Raw genomic sequence first — 20,231 nt, forward strand, 5'->3', positions numbered from 1 at the left:
GTTTTGCAAAGCAGGCTTTTGCTACGCTCTGCATCACGATTAATACTGATCTATATCAACACCAATAGGTGTTAAGGGGACGTCAGATGTGCCGCATGAATCACCGTCGAAGCGAGTTAGGTATGAGAAACCCAATCCAATGTAACCAATGCAGTATGCAATCTATATGCGTGCCCGCAGGTCTTGTCTCGAGCGAGATCGATAAATTGGATAAAAGCAGCCGTGAGCCTCACGTATATAGCAAGCGTGATATGGTATACAGCCCTGACCAACCGCTTAACTCACTATTTGCGGTAAAGAGTGGTTCCGTGAAATGCTACACCATCGATAGCGAAGGTAAGCAACAAATCACCAGTTTCCATTTAACCGGCGATATCATTGGCATGGAGTCTATTTCTAATGGTGCCGCGGTGACCTACTGCGAAGCGATGGAAACCTCGATGTTGTGCGAAATAAAGCTTAACCGGTTATTCGCACAAAACTTCACCGGTGTTGATAAAAATCTGTTGAGACTCCTCAGTCATCGCATTGGTCAACGTAACACGCATTATCTAAACGTGGTCAATACAACAGCTGAACAGCGGGTTGCTTCATTTATAATGGGTCTTTCAGACCACCTTTATGAACATGGCTTCTCGCGTCATGAGTTTAAACTTCCCATGACACGTACTGACATTGCGAACTACCTTGGTTTAGCAGTAGAAACTGTGAGCCGCGTATTTTCCTCGCTAAAACAAAAGGATATCATCGACACCAAACAGTCGATTCTATTTATCCAAGCGCCAGCTGAACTTAAACAAATGGCGAACTAAAACTTAAGAGAGGTATCATGCCACAACCTGCGTTTGATTGGTCAGATCCACTGAACTTACGCCATCAACTGACTGAAGAAGAGCTGTTAATACAGAAAACAGCTCATCAATATGCGCAGGCGAGGCTGATGCCTCGCGTTCAATCTGCATTTCGCGAAGAACGCTTTGATCGTGAGATTATGCAAGAGCTCGGTCAGTTAGGCTTGCTCGGTGCGACCATTCCAGAAGCATACGGTGGTGCCGGTGTAAATCACGTCAGTTATGGCTTAATTGCTCGGGAAATCGAACGCGTCGATAGTGGTTACCGCAGTGCGATGAGCGTTCAATCCTCGCTCGTCATGCATCCTATTTACGCCTTCGGTAACGAACAACAACGTAAAAAATACCTCCCTAAACTAGCAACCGGCGAATGGGTCGGAAGCTTTGGTTTGACGGAGCCTGACGCGGGCTCTGATCCTGCAAGTATGCGAACTAAAGCGATAAAAACCGAGGCCGGTTACCGCATCACGGGTTCAAAGATGTGGATAACTAACTCACCTATCGCTGATGTGTTTGTTGTCTGGGCTAAATGCGACGGCGATATTGTCGGCTTCATTTTAGAACGCGGCATGAAAGGCTTATCTACACCGGAAATCGAGGGTAAGTTTTCATTACGCGCATCGATTACCGGTGAAATTGTAATGGATGAGGTTGAAGTCAGCGAAGAACAACGACTTCCTAATGTGCGCGGGCTGAAGGGACCGTTCAGCTGCCTCAATAAAGCACGATACGGTATCGCTTGGGGAGCCATGGGTGCTGCCGAATTTTGTTGGCATGCAGCGCGTCAATACACCTTGGACCGTGAGCAGTTTGGACGTCCGTTGGCAGCAAACCAACTTATCCAAAAAAAGTTAGCCGATATGCAAACAGAAATAGGCTTGGGTCTACTTGCCGCCTTACAAGCAGGTCGTGAACTCGATCGCAAGACACTTAACCCCGCCGCCATCTCGTTGATTAAACGTAATAACTGCGGTAAAGCTTTGGATATAGCTCGACAAGCGCGTGATATGCATGGCGGGAACGGTATTTCCGATGAGTATCATGTGATACGTCACGTTATGAATCTCGAATCGGTTAATACCTACGAGGGAACCCACGATGTGCATGCACTGATCTTAGGTCGCAGTCAAACGGGTATCAGCGCTTTTTAACCACGTAGATAGATTGACGAGAGGTTAATGAACCCCTCGATCATTCAGGTGGGCTTGATAGGCTTTATCACTGTGCTGAATGTGCTGCAATAGCCAACGCTTCACAAATTCGAGCAACTCACCGACCACTTGGTCGCCCCGCTCGATACGGTTACGAAAATCAACGACTTGCTGCACCAACTGCTGATGCTTGTGTTTATGTGCATCCAGGTCGGGGTAGTCGTGGCGCTCCATCAACAGTTCTTCGTAACTAAAATGAGTCGCAGTGTAGTTAATCAACGAGCTCAATAGCCGTTCGACCGCCTGACGGTCGCCACCTCGCTGCTGTATTCGGTACAACTCATTAGCAATGTAAATCAACCGCTGGTGCTGACGATTAATCTCCTCAATGCCTACGTCAAATTGCGACGACCATTCAATTAGCTTTTCCTGCTGCGCCAGACGTGATTCGATTATTTGCGCGTCGACTGAATAGCGGTCGCCTAATGATTGTATCTCACCGCCGAGCGTTGTTAACTGCGCAGCGCTTTCAAGCGCATGTTGAGAGTAGCTGTCGACCTCTTTCGCTGCATCGGTTGCAGTAGTAATCGCTTCTTTGATCGTCGCCGTCGTCATTGCCTGCTGCTCAGTCGCAGAAGCAACTTGAGTATTAAGGTCAGTAATCTGATGAGTGAAAGTGACTATCGTATCGAGTGCAGCTTCCGCCTCTTCAGCTGATAACTTAGCTCGCTCTGCTTGTTGCGCATTATTGTTGAGACTGCTCACCGCTTGCTGAGTATTTTGCTCCAAACGCTCCACCACACTTTGGATCTCGCCAGTTGATGTTTGTACTCGATGAGCAAGCTTACGCACTTCATCAGCGACTACCGCAAAGCCACGTCCTGTCTCCCCTGCTCGCGCTGCTTCGATAGCGGCGTTAAGAGCCAGTAAATTGGTTTGCTCGGCAATGTCATTGATAGTGGTTAAGATCGTGCCGATGGCTTTGCTATCCTCAGAGAGACTCTTGATAACCGATTGAGAATGAAGAATATCTTCGCTTAACGTAATGTTGTGTTGCGCTAACTGTTGAACACGTTCACGTCCTCCGCTAGCAGCATTAAGGCTCTCATGTGCACTGGTTGCTGCACGTTGTGTCGACTCTGATACCTCATTAATAGCAGCCGTCATTTGTTCTGCCGCTGCCGACACCTGATACATCGTGTCTGCCTGTTGCTTCGTTTTTTCTGCCAGCGCCTTGTTTGCATCGTAATTGGCCGTCCCGAGACGGTTTAAACCATCACTTGCAGTCCGGATCGCGTGTACGGAATAGCTTGTCTCAACAGAAATCGTGTTGAGTCGCTCGGTGAGTCGTGCTAGCTCGTCGCTCCCCTTGAGCTGGGCAGTATTATTAAGATCGCCATTTGCCAGGGCATTTGAAACTCGATTCGCTTCAGCCAGAGAGCGCTTGATACCAGTATACATTGCTGTAAAGACAACCAACTGTACCAAGACCATCCCGGCCAGCATAACCGCGTTCCAAAGAATTACCTGCTTTGGGTCGCTGATATCCATTGCCTGTCCACTGATCGCCGCTTGTTGACGCTGATAAGAGTCCCACATCATGAGCAGGCTCAGCACGATCACGGGTAGAAATAACAATATTCCGGTAATGATAAACTTATTTCTAAAGCGCAGACTGTTAAAAAACAATTGAATTGGTTTAGTGACTGAGACAAGTACCTGCACAAGTCCTCCGCATATTGACTCAAATAGCTGCCCGGACGGCAGTATTTCAAAAGGCACGTTATCCAATTTGCGTCGGAAATGATTTGATCCCGATCAAAAGTTAACCAAAGATTTGATCTGAACCCGTGGCTTGGGTTAGTTAAGCGATGATCAATTGGTACCCTAAAACACTCAGGTGCTTGTTTTCGCGAGCAATGTCGGCCTCTAAAATAGCACTTTTTGCCAATGGCCCTTGTAGGGTAAGAATCAGTTTTGCTCCCTTCAACGAGACCGAACGTAACGCCTCATGAGTTTGCCGGCTCGCATTAAGCAATACAGCTAAGCGTATCACCACTATCATGCGCGCTACCGTGAAATGCTCGAACTGAGCAAAATCGGTTAATTCTTCAGCGATGATTTTTTTACGATAATAACGACACAACATCGCCAACACACGCTGTTCATCGGAGCTAAATCCAGGCATATAGGCATTCGCTAAAATATAACCTGAATGCTTTTGAATGCCGCTTGAGCTAATGTTCATACCTACTTCATGTAGGCTACACGCACCGGCCAATAATAATCGGATATCGGGTGTATTAAGTTGCCATGTATTGCCTACGCCTTCCAGTATTAGCTCTGCCGAGGAAAGGACCCGCTTGGCTTGTGCTTCATCGACTTGATAACGAACCGCCATGCTTTGAATCGTCTTATACCGTATATCTTTGTGAAATACAGCCTGTTCAGCAAGTTCAAATAGCACACCCTCGCGCAAGGCTGCATCAACAGAACTGAGCTCATCAATACCGATCTCTTCACAGACAGCGATAAGCACTGCTAACCCGCCGACTATCGAGGGGATACGCTGCTGTTCAACATCACTCGAGTTAATCTCCGATATATGCCTTAAAGTTAAAAGCCTATCGCGTAATTGATGCAATGCTTTGAGCGTAATCGTGAGATCACCGTCTGTGCTACCGTGAATCCACTTAGCCAGCGCTTTGATCGTTCCTGAGGTACCTAATACCTGTTCGGCTCGTGCTTTCTTAAGCTGTTTACTAAACGGCTCAAGCTCCTGTTTCACACTCAATACGGCTTTATTAAAACGCTTGGGAGTGACTTTTCCTTTTGCAAAAAAGCGTTCAGAAACCACTAAACTACCAAAACTTTTTGATAATAATATTTCTGGTTCCTCAGCGTGGCCCACGGCAAATTCAGTACTACCACCGCCAATGTCGATAATCAGTCGTACGCCACGAAACGGAACTGCTTGTGCCACACCCAAGTATATGAGTCGTGCTTCCTCTCGACCCGAAATGACCTCAATTGGAAACGGCAGTAACTGGCGGGCAGCCTGGATAAACTCCTTGCGATTGTTGGCTTCTCGCAACGTATGAGTCGCCACGACACGGACGCGTTCAGGCGCAAAATCTCGCAAATGCATGGCAAATTGGGATAACGCATCTAAGCCTCGATCAAAGGCCTCAACACTAATCCCCTTATTGACTAACCCTTCCGCCAACGATACTCGTTGCTTAAATTTATGTATGGGTTGAATTTGCCCCTCAATGACTCGACCAATAATCAAGTGAAAGCTATTGGAGCCTAAATCAAGCGCCGCCAAGTGTTCTCGACTGTCAGACGTTAGCCACTGAGTGTCATTTGTTTGAGTCATAGGCTCTGTTTTTAAAGTATTCATGTATTTTTAACTGTGACCTCAAGCGCTTGCGACGAGGGATTTGGCCGCGCTCAGACACTGGAGTGACATACTCATTCACTTGTTCGGCATCGATACGACGTGCTTTGATATTATCGTTCCACTGCATATCCATAATCGTCAGTATATCCTGTTGTGCAGCGTGATCGTAAATTGGGCATGCGACCTCGACACGATGATCGACGTTACGTGTCATCAAATCAGCCGATGAAATAAAGACCTTTGTATCACCATCATTGCCAAAGATATAGACACGCGCATGTTCTAAAAACCGATCGATAATACTAATGATTTCGATATTTTCGCTGAGTTTAGGTACATTGGGTCGTAGCGTACACATTCCGCGCACAATACACCGAATTTTTACACCTGCACGGCTCGCTCGGTAAAGTTGTACGATCAGCGCGTTATCAACTAGGTTGTTCAGCTTTAGAAAAATTTCCGCGGGCTTGCCATTCTTGGCGTGGTTAATTTCCCGCTCAATAAGTTCGTTAATTCGGGTGCGCAGATTATTCGGTGCCACCAACAACTGGTGCCAAGGGTAAAAACGATAAGGTTGCTCGAGATAATTAAACACATTCTCAATGTCTGAGCAGATCTCAGGATGACAAGTAAACAAGCTAAAGTCGGTATAGAGTTTTGCTGTTTTTTCATGAAAGTTCCCCGTTCCAATAACACCATAACGACGAATAGCATGATCCTCTTGCCGATGTATCAATAATAACTTCGAGTGCACTTTGAGCCCTTGCAGACCAAAAGTCACTTTCACACCCGATTCAGTCAGTTCCTTCGCCCATTCTATATTGGCCTCCTCGTCAAACCGCGCTTGCAGCTCGACCATCACGGTGACTTTCTTTCCATTTTGCACAGCCTCCATGAGCGAATGAATAATCCGAGAATTAGGCGCAACACGGTAAATACACATGTGAATTTTTAATACATGAGGGTCATAACAGGCCTGGCGAATTACCTCAGTAAAATGTGCAAACCGGTGATACGGGTAATAGAGTAAAATGTCATTACGCTTAATCGCATCAAATACATTGTCAGCCTGCTCAAAACGTGGGTGCCTCAGTGCGGGAATCGGTGGGTGCTCGAGCTTTTTGCCACCTAAGTTTTCAAAACTTAGAAAGTCTTTCGTATTACGATAGCGCCCGCCCGCAACCATGGCATCGTACTGATTGAGATGCAGTTTCTTACTCAACAGGTTCAACATATGAATTGGCATTGCACGATCATAGACAAGCCTGACCGGGTCCGCTTTTTCGCGCTGTTTTAAGCCTTCTTCCATACGTTCAAGTAAACTCTGCTCAATATCATCAGAGGGGCGGTACTCTGCATCACGGGTCATTTTGAAAGAAAAGGCAATGATAGACTGAAACGGCACGATGCCTTTAAATAAACTGGCCAAATTGAGTAAAACAACATCATCTAAAAATAGTACTTTACGCAACTTACTATCACGCTTTTTAGGCAAAATAACAAAACGCGATAACTCATGAGAGGGGATCTGTACCGCAGCGTACTTACGTTGACCGGACTGCTGCAATTGCGCCAGTAAATAAGTTTTGTCTTCGTTTATGACTTTAACTAAATCAGTCGTGTCGTTGATAAGGATGGGAACAATTTGTGGCTTTATTTTGTTATCAAAATATTCCCGTAAGCCTGCCTTTTCGTCTTCTGTAACCTGCTCACCAGAGGCCCAAATAATATTTTCAGCCCGCAACGCTTTTATCACTTTACGGTGAATCAGCTCGAACTGTTCCTGTAACTGCACTACCTTTTGTTGAATAAGATGCAGTAGACGTTCGCTGTCTTTACGCTGTGCATCGGTTTGAGCAAAGAAAATTCGTCGACGCACGTCGGCGACACGGACCTGAAAAAACTCGTCCATGTTAGAGGAAAATATACCAAGGAATCTTACCCGTTCGATAACGGGCACTTCCTCGTCATTGGCTTCTTGAAGCACGCGCTCGTTAAACGAAAGCCAACTCAACTCTTTAAAATAGAACTTCATACAAAAACGCCTGGCCGCTTATCTATTTAATATACAGAATAGCGCGACCAAGCGATTACAGTATGACAGTAAAATGACAACTAGAAGGTATAACGTAGAGCAATCATCGCTACATAAGGGTCAATTGCTACATCCGTCTGCTCAATTGTACTACCATTTAAACGAACCGACGCTGTGGTATCAATGTCGATATGGCTCACCATTAACTGCGCGCCCCATTGTTCTGATAGCTTCCAGTTGACACCCGCCTGTATTGCGGCTCCCCAAGAGTTCGACAACGCCAAATCTACGGAGTCGTCAGCGCCCGCTACGCCGAGTGTTTGTAACGTTTGGGTTAACTCGCTCGATGCCTGATCATCAAAAAACGTGGTGTAGTTAACACCTACGCCAACAAAGGGCTCAAGTCCTTGTACGCCAGTATCCCAATGGTATTGCACGAATAAGGTCGGCGGTAAATGTTTGGTCTTACCAATCGATAAGCCACTCAACGTACCCGAACCGTAGATGTCGTGCGCGAATGGCGTCGCTGCTACCAATTCAAGACCCCAACCATTTTCCCACTGATAGTCAAAAGTCAGACCGAGCTGGGTGTTAGTGTTTACGACGACACCGGTTGAATTAGCAGGTAGTCCTGCCACTTGCTCTACGGTGTTTAATGAGCTGCTGCTATCATCAGGAATCACTGAAATAGCGCCCACATTAATTGAAAAGTCTTGCGCTTGAGCGAAAGATGCGGCGAAAAGTGTTGCAAGTGCAACGGCGGAAGTTAAACGCTTCATGGGTCACTCCTACTTTTAGATGACCCATGAAGCATAACGAGTTTGAGATCAGCGAGGCTTGACCTGTATCAACAGAGCCTTTTATACCTCAGCATTGTGATAGATGTTTTGCACATCATCACAATCGTTCAGCATATCCATCAAACGCTCAAACATCGGCATGTCGTCTTCCGCAATTGCGGTCGTGACATGAGGAACAAATTGAATTTCGTCCGTGTCAAAGTCGATATCGGCGAAAGCAGCGGTTAATGCCTGGCGCGTAGCTGCATATTCAGTATGTGGAGCAAATACAGTGACAACACCATCATCAAACTCCACGTCGCCCACATCCACATCGGCTTCCATCAATGCCTCGAGCACGTCATCTTCGTTGTCATGTTTGAACGCAAAAATCGCACAATGTTCGAACGAATGCATGACACTGCCTTGCTCACCAATCTTACATTTGCTTTTCGTGAAGCAGTTGCGCACCTCACCAAACGTGCGGTTTGGATTATCCGTAAGACACTCGACGATAACCATACAGTTACTGGGTCCATAACCCTCGTAACGAGCCGGTGAAAAGTCTTCACCCGCACCGCCCTGAGCTTTATCAAGCGCTTTATCAATTACGTGAGACGGCACTTGCTCTTTTTTAGCCCGGTCAATCAAGCTCCGTAATGCCAAGTTCGCATCAGGGTCGGGCCCACTTTGTTTTGCACAGACATAAATTTCGCGACCAAAGCGACTGTATACACGGCTTTTTGCGGTCGCTGTTTTTGCAATGGATTCTTTTCGGTTTTGATAGGCGCGGCCCATAATAGTCTCTCTTACCTTACAAATCAGTTCATAAAACGCACCAGATTTTACACAGCCAGGGCTGAACGGTCTATTTTATTCACAGATTTGTCATGCGCTATTAAACGGGCTGTCATCTTTACGGGCTACTTTTTCAGCGTTCATCATCGGGAGGCTGAACATGAGCAAACACAAGCCATCGGTTAATACGCTGTTTCTTTCTGATATTCACCTCGGTTCATCCACCAGTCATTGTGAACTGCTACTTGAGTTTTTAAAGCATATTCGCTTTAAAAAATTAGTATTGGTGGGCGATATCATTGATTTATGGGCGATCCGTAGCAAAGGCCAAGGGCTGGATGAGTCGCATATTAAAGTGATCCGCAAACTGCTCAAGCAGGCGCAAGAAGGCGTACAGGTAATTTATATTACAGGCAATCACGATGGTGGCTTACGCCAGCTACTCGACGACTACCCCTTTGATAAGGGTATCGTCAATATCCAGTTGACCAACACCTATGATTATCACGCGTTAAATGGTCGCCGTTATATCGTAATGCACGGGGATCAATTTGATAATCAAGTAAGAGGACACCGCCTGCTCAATTGGGTTGGCGATAACATCTATGAGGGCTTGCTTAAAATTAACCGTTACTTTAATCGTTGGCGCTCTCGCAAGGGTTACGTCTATTGGAGCCTAGCCAAAGCGGTAAAGTCGCGTTCTTCGCAAGCATTAAAATATGTTCACCGTTACCAACATGCTGCGACCGCCTACGCAGAGCGTAAAGGTTATGATGGCGTGATATGCGGACATATTCATGTGCCTGCTGAGCGCCATTTTAATAACACGCACTACTTAAATACCGGTGATTGGCAAGACTCCTGCAGCGCTATCATTGAGCACGAAAATGGCGATTGGGAACTATTAGATGTGCCTTCATGGCTCAACAGCCAAGCGAGCATCAAACAACTCAAACCTCGCGTAGCTTAGCTCACCACACAATTACGTCCGCGACTTTTCGCGGCATACAGTGCCTTGTCAGCGTGACGCAGCACTTCATTATGTGTCGCGCCATTGTGGTGAATAGCAACGCCAAACGACGCTGTCACTTGAATTTCATGACCCTCAGATCGAATCACTAACGCCTCTAAAGCGGCGCGGAATCGCTCAGCAGTACGGGTTGCTTGTTGCAGCGTCTGATTGGGTAACAAAAGCGAAAACTCTTCACCGCCAGTACGCGCAAAGATATCGCTTTCCCGTACCAGCCGACCGAGTGTCTGCACCAACTCAATTAATACGCGATCACCCGCTTCATGACCAAAGTTATCATTAATTCGCTTAAAATGATCGATATCAAACGTGACGATCGCCAAGGATTCTTCGTAGCGCTCACTTCGATACACCAATGTTTCTAAAGCCTCGGTAAAGAAACGTCGATTGTAAGCGCCCGTTAACGGGTCACGTTCAGCTTGTTCTTTCAGTTTCAACTCGAGTTCTTTTTCCTCGGTAATATCCCTGAGTGTACCCAACACCATTTCACCGTCAGCTTCCATTTCCACGATCTGCCGCACCCATAGATAATGCCCATCGGTGTGTTGGATGCGATGCTGAATATCAACCGTGTGACCCGGCTTTAAGTCATGCTCGGCTTGCAGAATTTGTTCAAGATCATCAGGATGGGAGCGCTCTCTAAAGAAATGAAAATCACGACTTTCTGGCTTTTTTTGCCAACCCAGAATGGTATAAATCATGTCTGACCAATAGATTGTTTTTTCTTTAAGGTTGGCTTCCCAGTGGCCAAGTTTGGTTAACGCTTGCGCTTGTTTTAAATTCCGCCGACTGCGTTCGAGCTCGAGTTCCATCATTTTACGCTCAGAGATATCGACAATCATGCCGTACCAGCTAATCGAGTCGTTCGTTTTATAAACCGGTCGAGCTTGCCCGAATACCCAGCGCTCTTTACCATCCACGACCACGCGATATTCACAGATCCAATCAGTCATATTGGCACGCGATTGTGCGATAGTTTCTGTGATGTGAGGCATATCATCCGGGTGAAGGGTTTCAAAAACCGCCGATGCATCCTCAATGACGTGCTCCGGTTCGACGCCATAAATTTCTTTAATGCCTGCGCTCGCGTATGGGAATCGTGTGCGACCATCTTTAAACTGCTGAAACTCATAGACGACACCTGGAATTAACGAAGCAATCGTCGAAAAGCGATGTCGCAACTCAACCAGATGGGTAATTTCAATATGACTTCCAATGACCCATTCAGGTTTGCCGTCGTCGGTCCACGTCTCACATCGTCCCGAATCGCGTACCCACACCCAATGTCCGTCTTTGTGACGCATACGCGCTTCACATTCATAAAACGGTGATCGACCCGCAAAATGATCCTGTAAGCGCTGATTCGATAGCACCAAATCTTCGGGGTGTGAATGTTGCAGCCAACTATCAATGGTCGGCGCTAGCTCATCTAGTTGATAGCCAATGATTTCAGCCCAGCGTTTGTTAAAACGACACTCGCCGGTTTGTACGTTCCATTCCCATGTGCCTGCTTGAGTCGCCTCAATCATCGATAAAAGCTTTTTTACATACAATGATTCAGGCGGAGTTAAGGATGTAAACATCAGAACGCAGGTTCCTTTTGCTCAATGGTTTTTGATTCAATATTCAGCAAAACAGAATATAGCAGTGAATATAGCGTTTCAATCTAATATAGAAACATTCGTTCGTTTATAAAGTATACCGTGCGTCATATATTGAGCGTCATTAAATTTAAAGGAGGCGCTTATGAATGCACCGACATTACCCGTCATCTCAATGACAGCGCTTGAATCTGAGTCAGGATTAGCTGAACTTCGTCGCGCTGCCAGTGATGTAGGCTTCTTTTATTTAGTTGATCACGGTATCAGTCACGAGAGTCAGCAAGACTATTTGCGGCTAAGCCGTGAGTTTTTTCAACTCTCTGTACAACAAAAACAGTCAGTCGATATGATTCACTCACCACACTTTCGTGGCTATAACGCGATGGGCAGTGAGATGACTGCAGGTCGACTCGATGCGCGTGAGCAGTTTGACTGGATGAACGAAGAACAGGCAATTCCTGACTCAGCATTGTCGCAACCTTGGCAAAAGCTGATTGGGCCTAATCTATGGCCAACCAGTATGCCGGGGTTAAAACCGTCGTTAACGAAGCTACAAGATCAGTTGAGCGACATCACCGTTAATCTATTACAAAGATTATGTGCGTCGTTAGGTGTTGAAGCGCATGCCCTCGATCACACAATAGGTAAGCAACCTTATACCCACGCCAAATTGATTCGCTACCCTGGTCAACATAGGCCACAGCAAGGAGTCGGAGCGCACAAGGATCCAGGTTACTTAACGTTGGTCATGCAAGATGAGCAAAGCGGGCTTAAGGTTGAACGCAACGGTCAATGGATAGCTGTGGAGCCTATTCCCGGCGCTTTTGTTGTCAATATTGGTGAACTGCTAGAACTTGCATCAAATGGCTTTTTAAAGGCAACTAATCACAAAGTTGAAAGTCCAAAACAAGGTGTCGAGCGTTATTCAATTGCTTTTTTTATGGCCGCTCAGTTATCTGCCACGGTGCCTGTACTATCATTACCTGACGAACTGAGCGCACGCGCATCAGGGCCATCTGCGGATCCCAACAATCCGTTATTGACCGATGTCGGTAATAATGTACTTAAAGGGCGTCTACGCTCACACACACATGTGACACGTCGCTATTACTGCCAACAAACTGCGCGAACATTGCTGGCCAATAGCTTTGCACAACTACCGATCAACGATATTTGTAGTGAATGCACCATTTAACGTAAGGAGAAAAGAGATGGGTTTACGAATTGGCGATAAAGCTCCAAATTTTGAAATTGAAACCACTCAAGGCAAAATCGACTTCCATGATTGGGCAAAAGGCTCTTGGGTCTTCTTTTTTAGCCATCCAGCCGATTATACCCCCGTGTGTACCACCGAGATGGGCCGAACCGCTCAGCTAGCGCCTGAATTTGAAAAGCGTAATGTGAAGCCACTGGGCTTATCCACGGATACAGTCGACGCACACAAAGGCTGGATTAATGACGTCAACGACACTCAAAACACATTACTTGAGTTCCCGATCGTTGCCGACCAAGAGCGCAAAGTAGCTGAACTCTACGATATGATCCACCCGGGTGAAAGCCAAACGGCAACGGTACGTTCAGTATTTATTATCGATCCCGATCAGAAAATTCGTTTAACCATGACTTACCCGATGACGGTAGGCCGTAATTTTGCGGAAATTCTGCGTGTGATCGACGCACTACAAACTACGGATTCACAAGAGGTGGCTTGTCCCGCTGATTGGGTGCCGGGCGATCGCGTGATTATCCGTCCGACGGTATCGGAAGAAGACGCACAGAAGAAGTTCCCACAAGGCTATGAAACATTGCGTCCATATCTACGCTTAACGGATATCAACAAGTAATTTAAACGAATCTGTTTAATTGAGCCGGCACTTTCGCCGGCTTTTTTGTTTCCTCTCTTGCCACAATCGATCCTTTCATGATCATCCACCGATCCCAGCAAAGACTTGTGCATTAAAAAAGCATATAATACGCGCCCGAAGGGCGGTTTAAAGTTGAGTGTTTTACTCGGGTATTTTATAATGAAAGTATCTTAAGTTCAGCAAGGTGGTAAGCATGAGCGAACAAATTGATCAGGCACTCGCACGTAAATATGATGCGGGTTTTGTCTCAGAAATCGAATCAGAAACCTTTCCCAAGGGGTTAGATGAGGATGTCATCCGCCGCCTGTCGGCCATTAAAGGTGAACCTGAGTGGATGCTTGAATGGCGATTAAAAGCCTACCGAACGTGGCTCAAGCAAACCGAGCCCGAGTGGGCGCACGTGGATTATCCAAAGATCGACTATCAAGATATTTCCTATTACTCAGCGCCGAAGTCGATGAAAGACAAGCCGAAGTCATTGGACGAAGTAGACCCTGAGTTATTGCGCACCTACGAAAAGCTTGGGATTCCTTTGCATGAGCAAGAAATGCTTGCGGGCGTGGCGGTTGATGCTGTGTTTGATTCTGTTTCCGTGGTCACCACCTTCCGCGAGAAACTCGAGGAAGCCGGTGTTATCTTCTGCCCAATTTCTGAAGCACTGCACAAGTACCCCGACTTGGTAAAAAAATATCTTGGCACGGTAGTGCCGCGCGGCGATAACTACTTCGCTGCACTCAACAGCGCTGTATTTACTGATGGTTCTTTCGTGTACATCCCGAAAGGCGTTCGTTGCCCTATGGAGCTATCAACGTATTTCCGCATCAACGAGCAAAATACAGGTCAATTTGAGCGTACATTAATCGTTGCCGAAGAAGGCAGTTATGTGAGCTACCTCGAAGGTTGCACGGCACCGCAACGTGACGAGAATCAGTTGCACGCTGCGGTAGTAGAGCTCGTCGCCTTAGACGATGCAGAAATCAAATATTCAACGGTACAAAACTGGTATCCAGGCGATGAAAACGGTAAAGGCGGCATCTACAACTTCGTTACCAAGCGTGGTCTGTGCGAGAAAAACGCCAAGATCTCTTGGACGCAAGTTGAAACAGGTTCTGCTGTGACGTGGAAGTATCCAAGCTGTATTCTTAAAGGTGATAACAGTGTCGGTGAATTCTATTCAGTGGCGCTCACCCGCGGTAAACAACAAGCCGATACCGGCACTAAGATGATTCACTTGGGTAAAAACACCAAATCGACCATCATCTCTAAGGGTATTTCAGCGGGCTACAGTAATAATGCCTATCGTGGTTTGGTACGGATGGGGCCAGGTGCCGAAGGCGCGCGTAACTTCACTGAGTGTGACTCGCTACTCATTGGCGATAAGTGTGGCGCGCATACATTCCCGTATATCGAAAGTAGCAATCCGAGTGCGATTGTTGAACACGAAGCAACAACATCTAAGGTCAGCGATGACCAGCTCTTTTTATGTCAGCAACGAGGCCTTGACCCTGAGAAAGCAGTCTCAATGATTGTGAATGGCTTCTGTAAAGAAGTATTCCGCGAGCTTCCTATGGAGTTCGCCGTGGAAGCCGGTAAGTTGCTTGAAATCAGTCTTGAAGGTTCAGTGGGGTAATAAATGCTTACGATCAAAGATCTACATGCACGCGTCGAAGAAAAAACCATTATCAAAGGGCTTAACTTGGAAATTAAGCCCGGTGAAGTGCACGCAATCATGGGCCCCAACGGTGCTGGTAAAAGTACCTTAGGATACGTATTGTCGGGTCGTGATGGCTATGAAGTGGAACAAGGTGAAGTCAACTTCAACGGCGCTAATCTGCTCGATATGGAAGTCGAAGAACGTGCTCAAGCCGGACTGTTCTTAGCATTCCAGTATCCTGTCGAGATTCCTGGCGTGAGCAACATGGAGTTCATGAAAGAGTCTGTTAACGCAATGCGCAAAGCACGTGGCGAAGACGAGCTGAGTTCTGCTGAATTCTTGAAAATGGCGAAAGAAGCGTGCAAACAAGTGAACTTGCCGCTTGACTTCCTCAAGCGTGGTGTCAACGAAGGCTTCTCGGGCGGCGAGAAAAAGCGCAACGAAATCATGCAGTTAATTATGCTAAAACCGAAGTTGGCGATTCTTGATGAATCAGACTCGGGACTCGACGTTGACGCATTACAAGTGGTCGCTAACGGCGTTAATAGCCAACGTGACGGCGAACGTAGCTTTATCGTTGTAACTCACTATCAGCGCCTACTTGATTTCATCGAACCCGACTACGTGCATATCTTGGCACAGGGTAAAATCGTCAAGAGTGGTGGTCCAGAGCTTGCGAAAGAAGTTGAAGCATCCGGTTACGCTTGGTTAGGTCAAGCAGACGAGGGAGAAAAAGCATGAGTCAATGGTTAGCCCACGTAATTGAGCGTGCCGCCGCCGTTGATGATTGGTTATCACCAGTACGTGCGGAGGCACTGGCCAAGCTGAAAGAACAATCTTGGCCTGGACGTCGCACCGAAGCGTGGCGATACACGTCGCTGCACGCGGTCGAAAATTTATCGTTGCCGACCGAGAGTAATGCGCAAGCAGAAGCGCCCGCGATTAAAGGGCTCGATGCCATCGACTTAGTATTTGTTGATGGACGCTTAACCAGCGATTTGGCGGCACTCAACCTGCCCGAAGGCTTAACAATTCGTTCTTTGACGGATAAATCGGACATCGCTGAACAAGTCTTTACTCAGGTAAAACCAAGTCACCATTTATTTGGACTGGTTAATGACGTACTCGCGACACAGGGGATCGTTATCGAGGTAGCGGCTAACGCAACCATTGAGCGCCCTATCCGGGTCGTGAACTTTGCGACCGACAACGTCGAGTCGCACACGCGTGTGCTGGTAAGCTTAGGCGACAATGCTAAAGCAACGGTAATCGAGCACGGTAGCGGTACGGGTCATAGCTTGAATACCGCCTTTGCTGAGTATGATATTGCTGATAATGCACGTTTAGAACATTATCGTTTTGCACTGCATCAGGGTGAAGCGATCCATGTCGGCGGTAGTCACTTTAAGCTCGCTAATAAAAGTCGTTTAAATAGCACGTTAATCGGTTACGGTTCACAATTAACGCGTTTAGACGTGGATATTATTCACGCAGGTGAGCACGCCCACGCGAAATTTAATAACGCGTACTTGTTAGCACCCAAAGAGCATTTTGATTTACACAGTACGATTGAGCACGCGATGCCTAATGGTACCACTGAAGAAAATGCGCGCGGTATCATCGGCGATAAAGCGAAAGCTGTATTTAACGGTCGTATCCACATTCATCGCGATGCGCAAAAAACATTAGCAGAGCTGAATAACCGCAACCTACTGCTATCGCGCGGAGCGCAAATTAATACCAAGCCCGAGCTAGAAATCTACGCCGATGACGTGCAATGTGCTCACGGTGCAACCGTCGCAGAAATAGATGAAGAAGCACTGTACTACTTGTTAACGCGTGGTATTGATAAGCAAAAAGCGTTGGTGATGCTCAACTTTGGTTTCGTCCAAGAGATGGTTTTCGACATGCCAAATGAAGCGTTAGCCGAATGGTTACAGCCTATTCTGAAGCAGCGCTTTGAAGACATGATGGAGCGCTCATGAGCCTGAATGTGGAGCAAATTCGTGCCCAGTTTCCGGTGCTGCAAGAACAAGCTAACGGTCAGCCGTTAGTTTATCTTGATAACGCAGCAACCACACAAAAGCCGCAAGCGGTTATCGATGCATTAGTCGAATACTATTCGACTTATAATTCGAATGTTCACCGTGGCGCGCATTTTTTATCGGATAAAGCAACACGACGTTATGAAGAGGCGCGTCAAGTCGTTGCACACTATCTTAACGCTTCACGCACCGAAGAAGTGATTTGGACTTCAGGCACCACCGAAAGTATTAATTTGATTGCTAACGGTGTTGCACAGCGCTTAGAAGCCGGCGATGAAGTTGTGGTGACCGAAATGGAACACCATGCCAACCTGGTCACCTGGCAGCAAGCTTGTAAAAAGGCAGGAGCCACACTTAAGGTTGCACCAATTAATGATGCAGGCGAGCTTGATATCACGGCATTTGAGGGCCTCGTCACTGAGCGCACAGCATTCGTGGCATTCCCTCATATCTCTAATGCGTTGGGCACCATTAATCCTGTTCAAGAGCTGACCCAAATCGCCAAGGCGGTAGACGCATTGGTTTTAGTTGATGGGGCTCAAGGGGTTGCTCATGGCGCCGTTGACGTGCAGGCAATAGGCTGCGACTTTTACGTATTCTCAGGTCATAAAGTATTTGGTCCAACCGGTGTTGGCGCGCTGTGGGGCCGTTACGAATTACTACAAGACTGGCCTGTGTGGTTGGTCGGTGGCGAGATGATTGCCACAGTCACCTATCAAGATGCAACCTGGGGTGAATTACCCAACCGGTTGGAAGCTGGCACACCTAATATCGCTGGTGTTATCGGTCTTGCTGCTGCTTTGCGTTGGTTACAGCAGTTCGATGCTGATGCAATTTTGGCGCATGAGCAAGATTTGCTGACCTATGCCACCGAGTGTGCGAGTACCATTGAGGGTATGCGCTTAATCGGTACCGCGAAAAATAAAATTGGCGTGATGAGTTTTGTGCTCGAAGGCACTCATCCAGCGGATGTTGGTTTTATCCTCGATAAACAAGGCGTGGCGATCCGTACCGGTGATCACTGTGCACAGCCTTTGATGAAACGGCTAGGCGTGCCAGGCACCGCGCGGGCATCGTTCTCAATATATAATACGCGAGCTGACATCGATCGCTTGTTTAGTGCAATCAAAAAAGCACAAATGATGTTAGCGTAACGACAGGAGGTAAATTATGTCTGTCGAATCTTTTGTACCTAATCAACAACTCATTAGCATGACCCCAACCGCTATTAAGCATTTTGAGGGCAAACTAGCTGATCAACCTGGCGCGATACTGCGCCTATCGACCAAAATGAGCGGTTGTACTGGTTATGCATACGTGTTGAATGCGGTTCCTGAAGCTGAGGCTGATGATGAGCTGGTGCAAGTTAATGACACACTCACCGTGGCGATTGCTAAAGATGCCGTTGATGTCCTGCGTAATACCGAAATTGATTACGTCAAAGAAGGCATCAATGGTGTGGTAAAATTTAATAACCCTAACGTGGTTAATGAGTGTGGCTGTGGTGAAAGCTTCAGCGTGCAGGAATAGGTACTGATTCATGCAACAAAAAATGGTCACCACCCAACGCGAAGTTAAGTGTCGTAAAGTACCCTCGGGCGAAGTTAAGGTTATCCCTAAAGGCGAATTCGTCAACATAACCCAAGACTTAGGTGGCAACTACACCGTGACTTGGATGGGCAATATGTTGCGCATTGATGGCACAGACGCCGATGCGATTGGTCGTAAGCCGCAGACGCTTGACTTCGAGCCGCCTGTTGATGGCCAGATTAGTGAGTCCCAAGTATGGGAAGCACTCGAGACTATTTTCGATCCAGAGATCCCTATCAACTTAGTCTCTTTAGGACTGATTTATGCCGTCAACATCGATCAAGATGCGCAACGCATTGATATTGATATGACGCTAACGGCTCCCGGTTGCGGTATGGGCCCCGTACTCGTAGGTGATGTCGAGTATCGCTTGAGCTTAGTGCCCCATGTGAAGGACGTCCAAGTCAATTTGGTATTCGATCCACCGTGGTCGCGCGACATGATGTCCGAAGAAGCTCAGCTTGAAGCAGGCGTATTCTTTTAATTGTTAGCAGTCAATAAAGGTCGACGTGAAGATGAATCTACCCAGCACTGATGAAATCATTGAAGATCTCGAGTTTTTAGATGATTGGGAGCAACGCTACCAGTATATTATCGACCTCGGTAAGGGCTTGCCGGGCCTCCCTGAGGCGCTTCGTAAAGACGAATTTATCGTGCGGGGTTGTCAAAGTAATGTGTGGCTCATTGCTGAGCAAAAAGACGGCCGTTTATTGTTTCAAGTGGACAGTGACGCAGTCATCGTACAAGGCTTACTGACACTCGTATTAGCGGCATTTCACAATAAGACACCTGAGCAAATTTTAGCGTTTGATATTGATGGTTACTTCAAAGAACTGGATTTAGAAAATCACATTACGCCGACCCGTGGTAATGGGCTTAAAGCGATTGTCGCTAAAATTCAGTCAATAGCACAGAACGCTTAGTCGCGCCGACCTGTGATCATTGGGCGTATTAATTGAATGCGCCCCCACCATTGCACAAAGATAATGGCAACAACGTGCAGGCAGACTAAAGCAAACAAAGTGTGCGCACCGAGTTCATGTAAATCCTCTAGCATGCTGCTACCATAAAAGGCATCCACTTCCTCAAGCATGAATCCAGTCGTTGCTTGATACGCCAATAGCACCATCATCAGTAAGATAACGACTCCACCTAACGGATTGTGCCCGGCATCTCGAGGTAACTGACGTTGTTTTAACTGCGTGATGTGAGTCTTAATGCGCGAAGGCGTTGGAAAAAAGTCACTGAATCTCGCCCGTTGAGGTCCTAAAAAGCCCCAGACAACGCGGAAAATAAGCCAAGCAAAGGCATAATAACCAGCAATTTGATGCGCTGTCTCACCCGGCTCGAGTAAGAAATAATTCAGTACAAAAGCGAGCGCTATGCTCCAATGAAACAAACGAATGCCGATGTCCCAAATTTGCATAGC

General features: G+C 46.9%; 19 protein-coding genes. 12 read left to right on the forward strand and 7 right to left on the reverse strand.

What is annotated here, in order from left to right; translation table 11 throughout:
* Positions 1-122 precede the first annotated feature (122 nt).
* Both OS145_RS00675 and OS145_RS00680 read left to right on the forward strand, forming a co-directional pair.
* A complete protein-coding gene (locus OS145_RS00675; RefSeq protein WP_242603632.1) occupies positions 123-812 on the forward strand; it encodes a helix-turn-helix domain-containing protein in 690 nt (229 codons plus the stop codon).
* 17 nt (positions 813-829) lie between these two features.
* Positions 830-2,002: an acyl-CoA dehydrogenase gene (locus tag OS145_RS00680; RefSeq protein ID WP_006953965.1), complete on the forward strand. Its 1,173-nt coding sequence runs from the start codon at positions 830-832 to the stop codon at positions 2,000-2,002.
* A gap of 24 nt (positions 2,003-2,026) precedes the next feature.
* Here OS145_RS00680 and OS145_RS00685 read toward each other — a convergent pair whose 3' ends face one another.
* The 5 genes from OS145_RS00685 to OS145_RS00705 all read right to left on the reverse strand — a co-directional run bounded on the left by OS145_RS00685 (position 2,027) and on the right by OS145_RS00705 (position 9,017).
* A complete protein-coding gene (locus OS145_RS00685; protein ID WP_006953966.1) occupies positions 2,027-3,727 on the reverse strand; it encodes a bacteriohemerythrin in 1,701 nt (566 codons plus the stop codon).
* Between the two features lie 139 nt (positions 3,728-3,866).
* Positions 3,867-5,381 (reverse strand): Ppx/GppA phosphatase family protein, encoded by a 1,515-nt coding sequence (locus OS145_RS00690; protein WP_006953967.1) that lies wholly within the window; start codon positions 5,379-5,381, stop codon positions 3,867-3,869.
* A complete protein-coding gene (ppk1, locus tag OS145_RS00695; RefSeq protein WP_006953968.1) occupies positions 5,365-7,440 on the reverse strand; it encodes a polyphosphate kinase 1 in 2,076 nt (691 codons plus the stop codon). The genes OS145_RS00690 and ppk1 overlap by 17 nt, the downstream gene beginning before the upstream one ends.
* Before the next feature lie 80 nt (positions 7,441-7,520).
* A complete protein-coding gene (locus OS145_RS00700; RefSeq protein WP_006953969.1) occupies positions 7,521-8,219 on the reverse strand; it encodes an OmpW/AlkL family protein in 699 nt (232 codons plus the stop codon).
* Between the two features lie 81 nt (positions 8,220-8,300).
* Complete coding sequence (locus OS145_RS00705) at positions 8,301-9,017, reverse strand: YebC/PmpR family DNA-binding transcriptional regulator (protein ID WP_006953970.1); 717 nt, start codon at positions 9,015-9,017, stop codon at positions 8,301-8,303.
* 160 nt (positions 9,018-9,177) lie between these two features.
* On the opposite strand from OS145_RS00705, the gene OS145_RS00710 reads away from it, so the two are divergent.
* Complete coding sequence (locus OS145_RS00710; protein ID WP_006953971.1) at positions 9,178-9,987, forward strand: UDP-2,3-diacylglucosamine diphosphatase; 810 nt, start codon at positions 9,178-9,180, stop codon at positions 9,985-9,987.
* On the opposite strand, the gene OS145_RS12910 is transcribed toward OS145_RS00710, so the two are convergent.
* Positions 9,984-11,630, reverse strand: coding sequence for a GGDEF domain-containing protein (locus OS145_RS12910; protein WP_006953972.1), 1,647 nt, complete (start codon positions 11,628-11,630; stop codon positions 9,984-9,986). The two genes, OS145_RS00710 and OS145_RS12910, sit on opposite strands and share 4 nt — an antisense overlap.
* A 163-nt stretch (positions 11,631-11,793) precedes the next feature.
* Between OS145_RS12910 and OS145_RS00725 the strand changes: the two genes are divergently transcribed.
* The 9 genes from OS145_RS00725 (at position 11,794) to OS145_RS00765 (ending at position 19,725) form a co-directional block, all read left to right on the forward strand.
* Positions 11,794-12,843 carry an isopenicillin N synthase family dioxygenase gene (locus OS145_RS00725; protein WP_006953973.1) on the forward strand — a complete coding sequence of 350 codons (1,050 nt, stop codon included), beginning with the start codon at positions 11,794-11,796 and terminating at the stop codon, positions 12,841-12,843.
* A gap of 16 nt (positions 12,844-12,859) precedes the next feature.
* Positions 12,860-13,492, forward strand: a complete 633-nt coding sequence (locus OS145_RS00730; RefSeq protein ID WP_006953974.1) for a peroxiredoxin — start codon at positions 12,860-12,862, stop codon at positions 13,490-13,492.
* A 214-nt stretch (positions 13,493-13,706) separates the two neighbouring features.
* Positions 13,707-15,143, forward strand: coding sequence for a Fe-S cluster assembly protein SufB (gene sufB / locus OS145_RS00735; RefSeq protein WP_006953975.1), 1,437 nt, complete (start codon positions 13,707-13,709; stop codon positions 15,141-15,143).
* Between the two features lie 3 nt (positions 15,144-15,146).
* A complete protein-coding gene (sufC, locus tag OS145_RS00740) occupies positions 15,147-15,908 on the forward strand; it encodes a Fe-S cluster assembly ATPase SufC (protein ID WP_006953976.1) in 762 nt (253 codons plus the stop codon).
* Positions 15,905-17,152 (forward strand): Fe-S cluster assembly protein SufD, encoded by a 1,248-nt coding sequence (gene sufD / locus OS145_RS00745; protein ID WP_006953977.1) that lies wholly within the window; start codon positions 15,905-15,907, stop codon positions 17,150-17,152. Before sufC ends, sufD begins: the two co-directional genes overlap by 4 nt.
* Positions 17,149-18,366 carry an aminotransferase class V-fold PLP-dependent enzyme gene (locus OS145_RS00750; RefSeq protein ID WP_006953978.1) on the forward strand — a complete coding sequence of 406 codons (1,218 nt, stop codon included), beginning with the start codon at positions 17,149-17,151 and terminating at the stop codon, positions 18,364-18,366. Before sufD ends, OS145_RS00750 begins: the two co-directional genes overlap by 4 nt.
* Before the next feature lie 16 nt (positions 18,367-18,382).
* Positions 18,383-18,742 carry a HesB/IscA family protein gene (locus OS145_RS00755; protein ID WP_006953979.1) on the forward strand — a complete coding sequence of 120 codons (360 nt, stop codon included), beginning with the start codon at positions 18,383-18,385 and terminating at the stop codon, positions 18,740-18,742.
* A 10-nt stretch (positions 18,743-18,752) separates the two neighbouring features.
* A complete protein-coding gene (gene sufT, locus OS145_RS00760; RefSeq protein ID WP_006953980.1) occupies positions 18,753-19,286 on the forward strand; it encodes a putative Fe-S cluster assembly protein SufT in 534 nt (177 codons plus the stop codon).
* 31 nt (positions 19,287-19,317) lie between these two features.
* Complete coding sequence (locus OS145_RS00765; RefSeq protein ID WP_006953982.1) at positions 19,318-19,725, forward strand: SufE family protein; 408 nt, start codon at positions 19,318-19,320, stop codon at positions 19,723-19,725.
* Here the strand turns inward: OS145_RS00765 and OS145_RS00770 are convergent.
* Positions 19,722-20,228 (reverse strand): cytochrome b/b6 domain-containing protein, encoded by a 507-nt coding sequence (locus OS145_RS00770; RefSeq protein ID WP_006953984.1) that lies wholly within the window; start codon positions 20,226-20,228, stop codon positions 19,722-19,724. The genes OS145_RS00765 and OS145_RS00770 overlap by 4 nt on opposite strands.
* Between the last annotated feature and the right edge of the window lie 3 nt (positions 20,229-20,231).

This window comes from Idiomarina baltica OS145 (assembly GCF_000152885.1).
In the GTDB taxonomy this organism is placed as follows: domain Bacteria; phylum Pseudomonadota; class Gammaproteobacteria; order Enterobacterales; family Alteromonadaceae; genus Idiomarina; species Idiomarina baltica.

Bases quoted from the DNA above. Each gene is read 5' to 3' on its own strand.
- OS145_RS00705 (WP_006953970.1), bottom strand. From the start codon at position 9,017: ATGGGCCGCGCCTATCAAAACCGAAAAGAATCCATTGCAAAAACAGCG.
- sufC (WP_006953976.1), top strand. From the start codon at position 15,147: ATGCTTACGATCAAAGATCTACATGCACGCGTCGAAGAAAAAACCATT.
- OS145_RS00730 (WP_006953974.1), top strand. From the start codon at position 12,860: ATGGGTTTACGAATTGGCGATAAAGCTCCAAATTTTGAAATTGAAACC.
- sufD (WP_006953977.1), top strand. From the start codon at position 15,905: ATGAGTCAATGGTTAGCCCACGTAATTGAGCGTGCCGCCGCCGTTGAT.
- OS145_RS00770 (WP_006953984.1), bottom strand. From the start codon at position 20,228: ATGCAAATTTGGGACATCGGCATTCGTTTGTTTCATTGGAGCATAGCG.
- OS145_RS00755 (WP_006953979.1), top strand. From the start codon at position 18,383: ATGTCTGTCGAATCTTTTGTACCTAATCAACAACTCATTAGCATGACC.
- OS145_RS12910 (WP_006953972.1), bottom strand. From the start codon at position 11,630: ATGTTTACATCCTTAACTCCGCCTGAATCATTGTATGTAAAAAAGCTT.
- OS145_RS00690 (WP_006953967.1), bottom strand. From the start codon at position 5,381: ATGACTCAAACAAATGACACTCAGTGGCTAACGTCTGACAGTCGAGAA.
- OS145_RS00750 (WP_006953978.1), top strand. From the start codon at position 17,149: ATGAGCCTGAATGTGGAGCAAATTCGTGCCCAGTTTCCGGTGCTGCAA.
- OS145_RS00725 (WP_006953973.1), top strand. From the start codon at position 11,794: ATGAATGCACCGACATTACCCGTCATCTCAATGACAGCGCTTGAATCT.
- OS145_RS00700 (WP_006953969.1), bottom strand. From the start codon at position 8,219: ATGAAGCGTTTAACTTCCGCCGTTGCACTTGCAACACTTTTCGCCGCA.
- OS145_RS00765 (WP_006953982.1), top strand. From the start codon at position 19,318: ATGAATCTACCCAGCACTGATGAAATCATTGAAGATCTCGAGTTTTTA.
- OS145_RS00680 (WP_006953965.1), top strand. From the start codon at position 830: ATGCCACAACCTGCGTTTGATTGGTCAGATCCACTGAACTTACGCCAT.
- sufT (WP_006953980.1), top strand. From the start codon at position 18,753: ATGCAACAAAAAATGGTCACCACCCAACGCGAAGTTAAGTGTCGTAAA.
- ppk1 (WP_006953968.1), bottom strand. From the start codon at position 7,440: ATGAAGTTCTATTTTAAAGAGTTGAGTTGGCTTTCGTTTAACGAGCGC.
- OS145_RS00675 (WP_242603632.1), top strand. From the start codon at position 123: ATGAGAAACCCAATCCAATGTAACCAATGCAGTATGCAATCTATATGC.
- OS145_RS00710 (WP_006953971.1), top strand. From the start codon at position 9,178: ATGAGCAAACACAAGCCATCGGTTAATACGCTGTTTCTTTCTGATATT.
- sufB (WP_006953975.1), top strand. From the start codon at position 13,707: ATGAGCGAACAAATTGATCAGGCACTCGCACGTAAATATGATGCGGGT.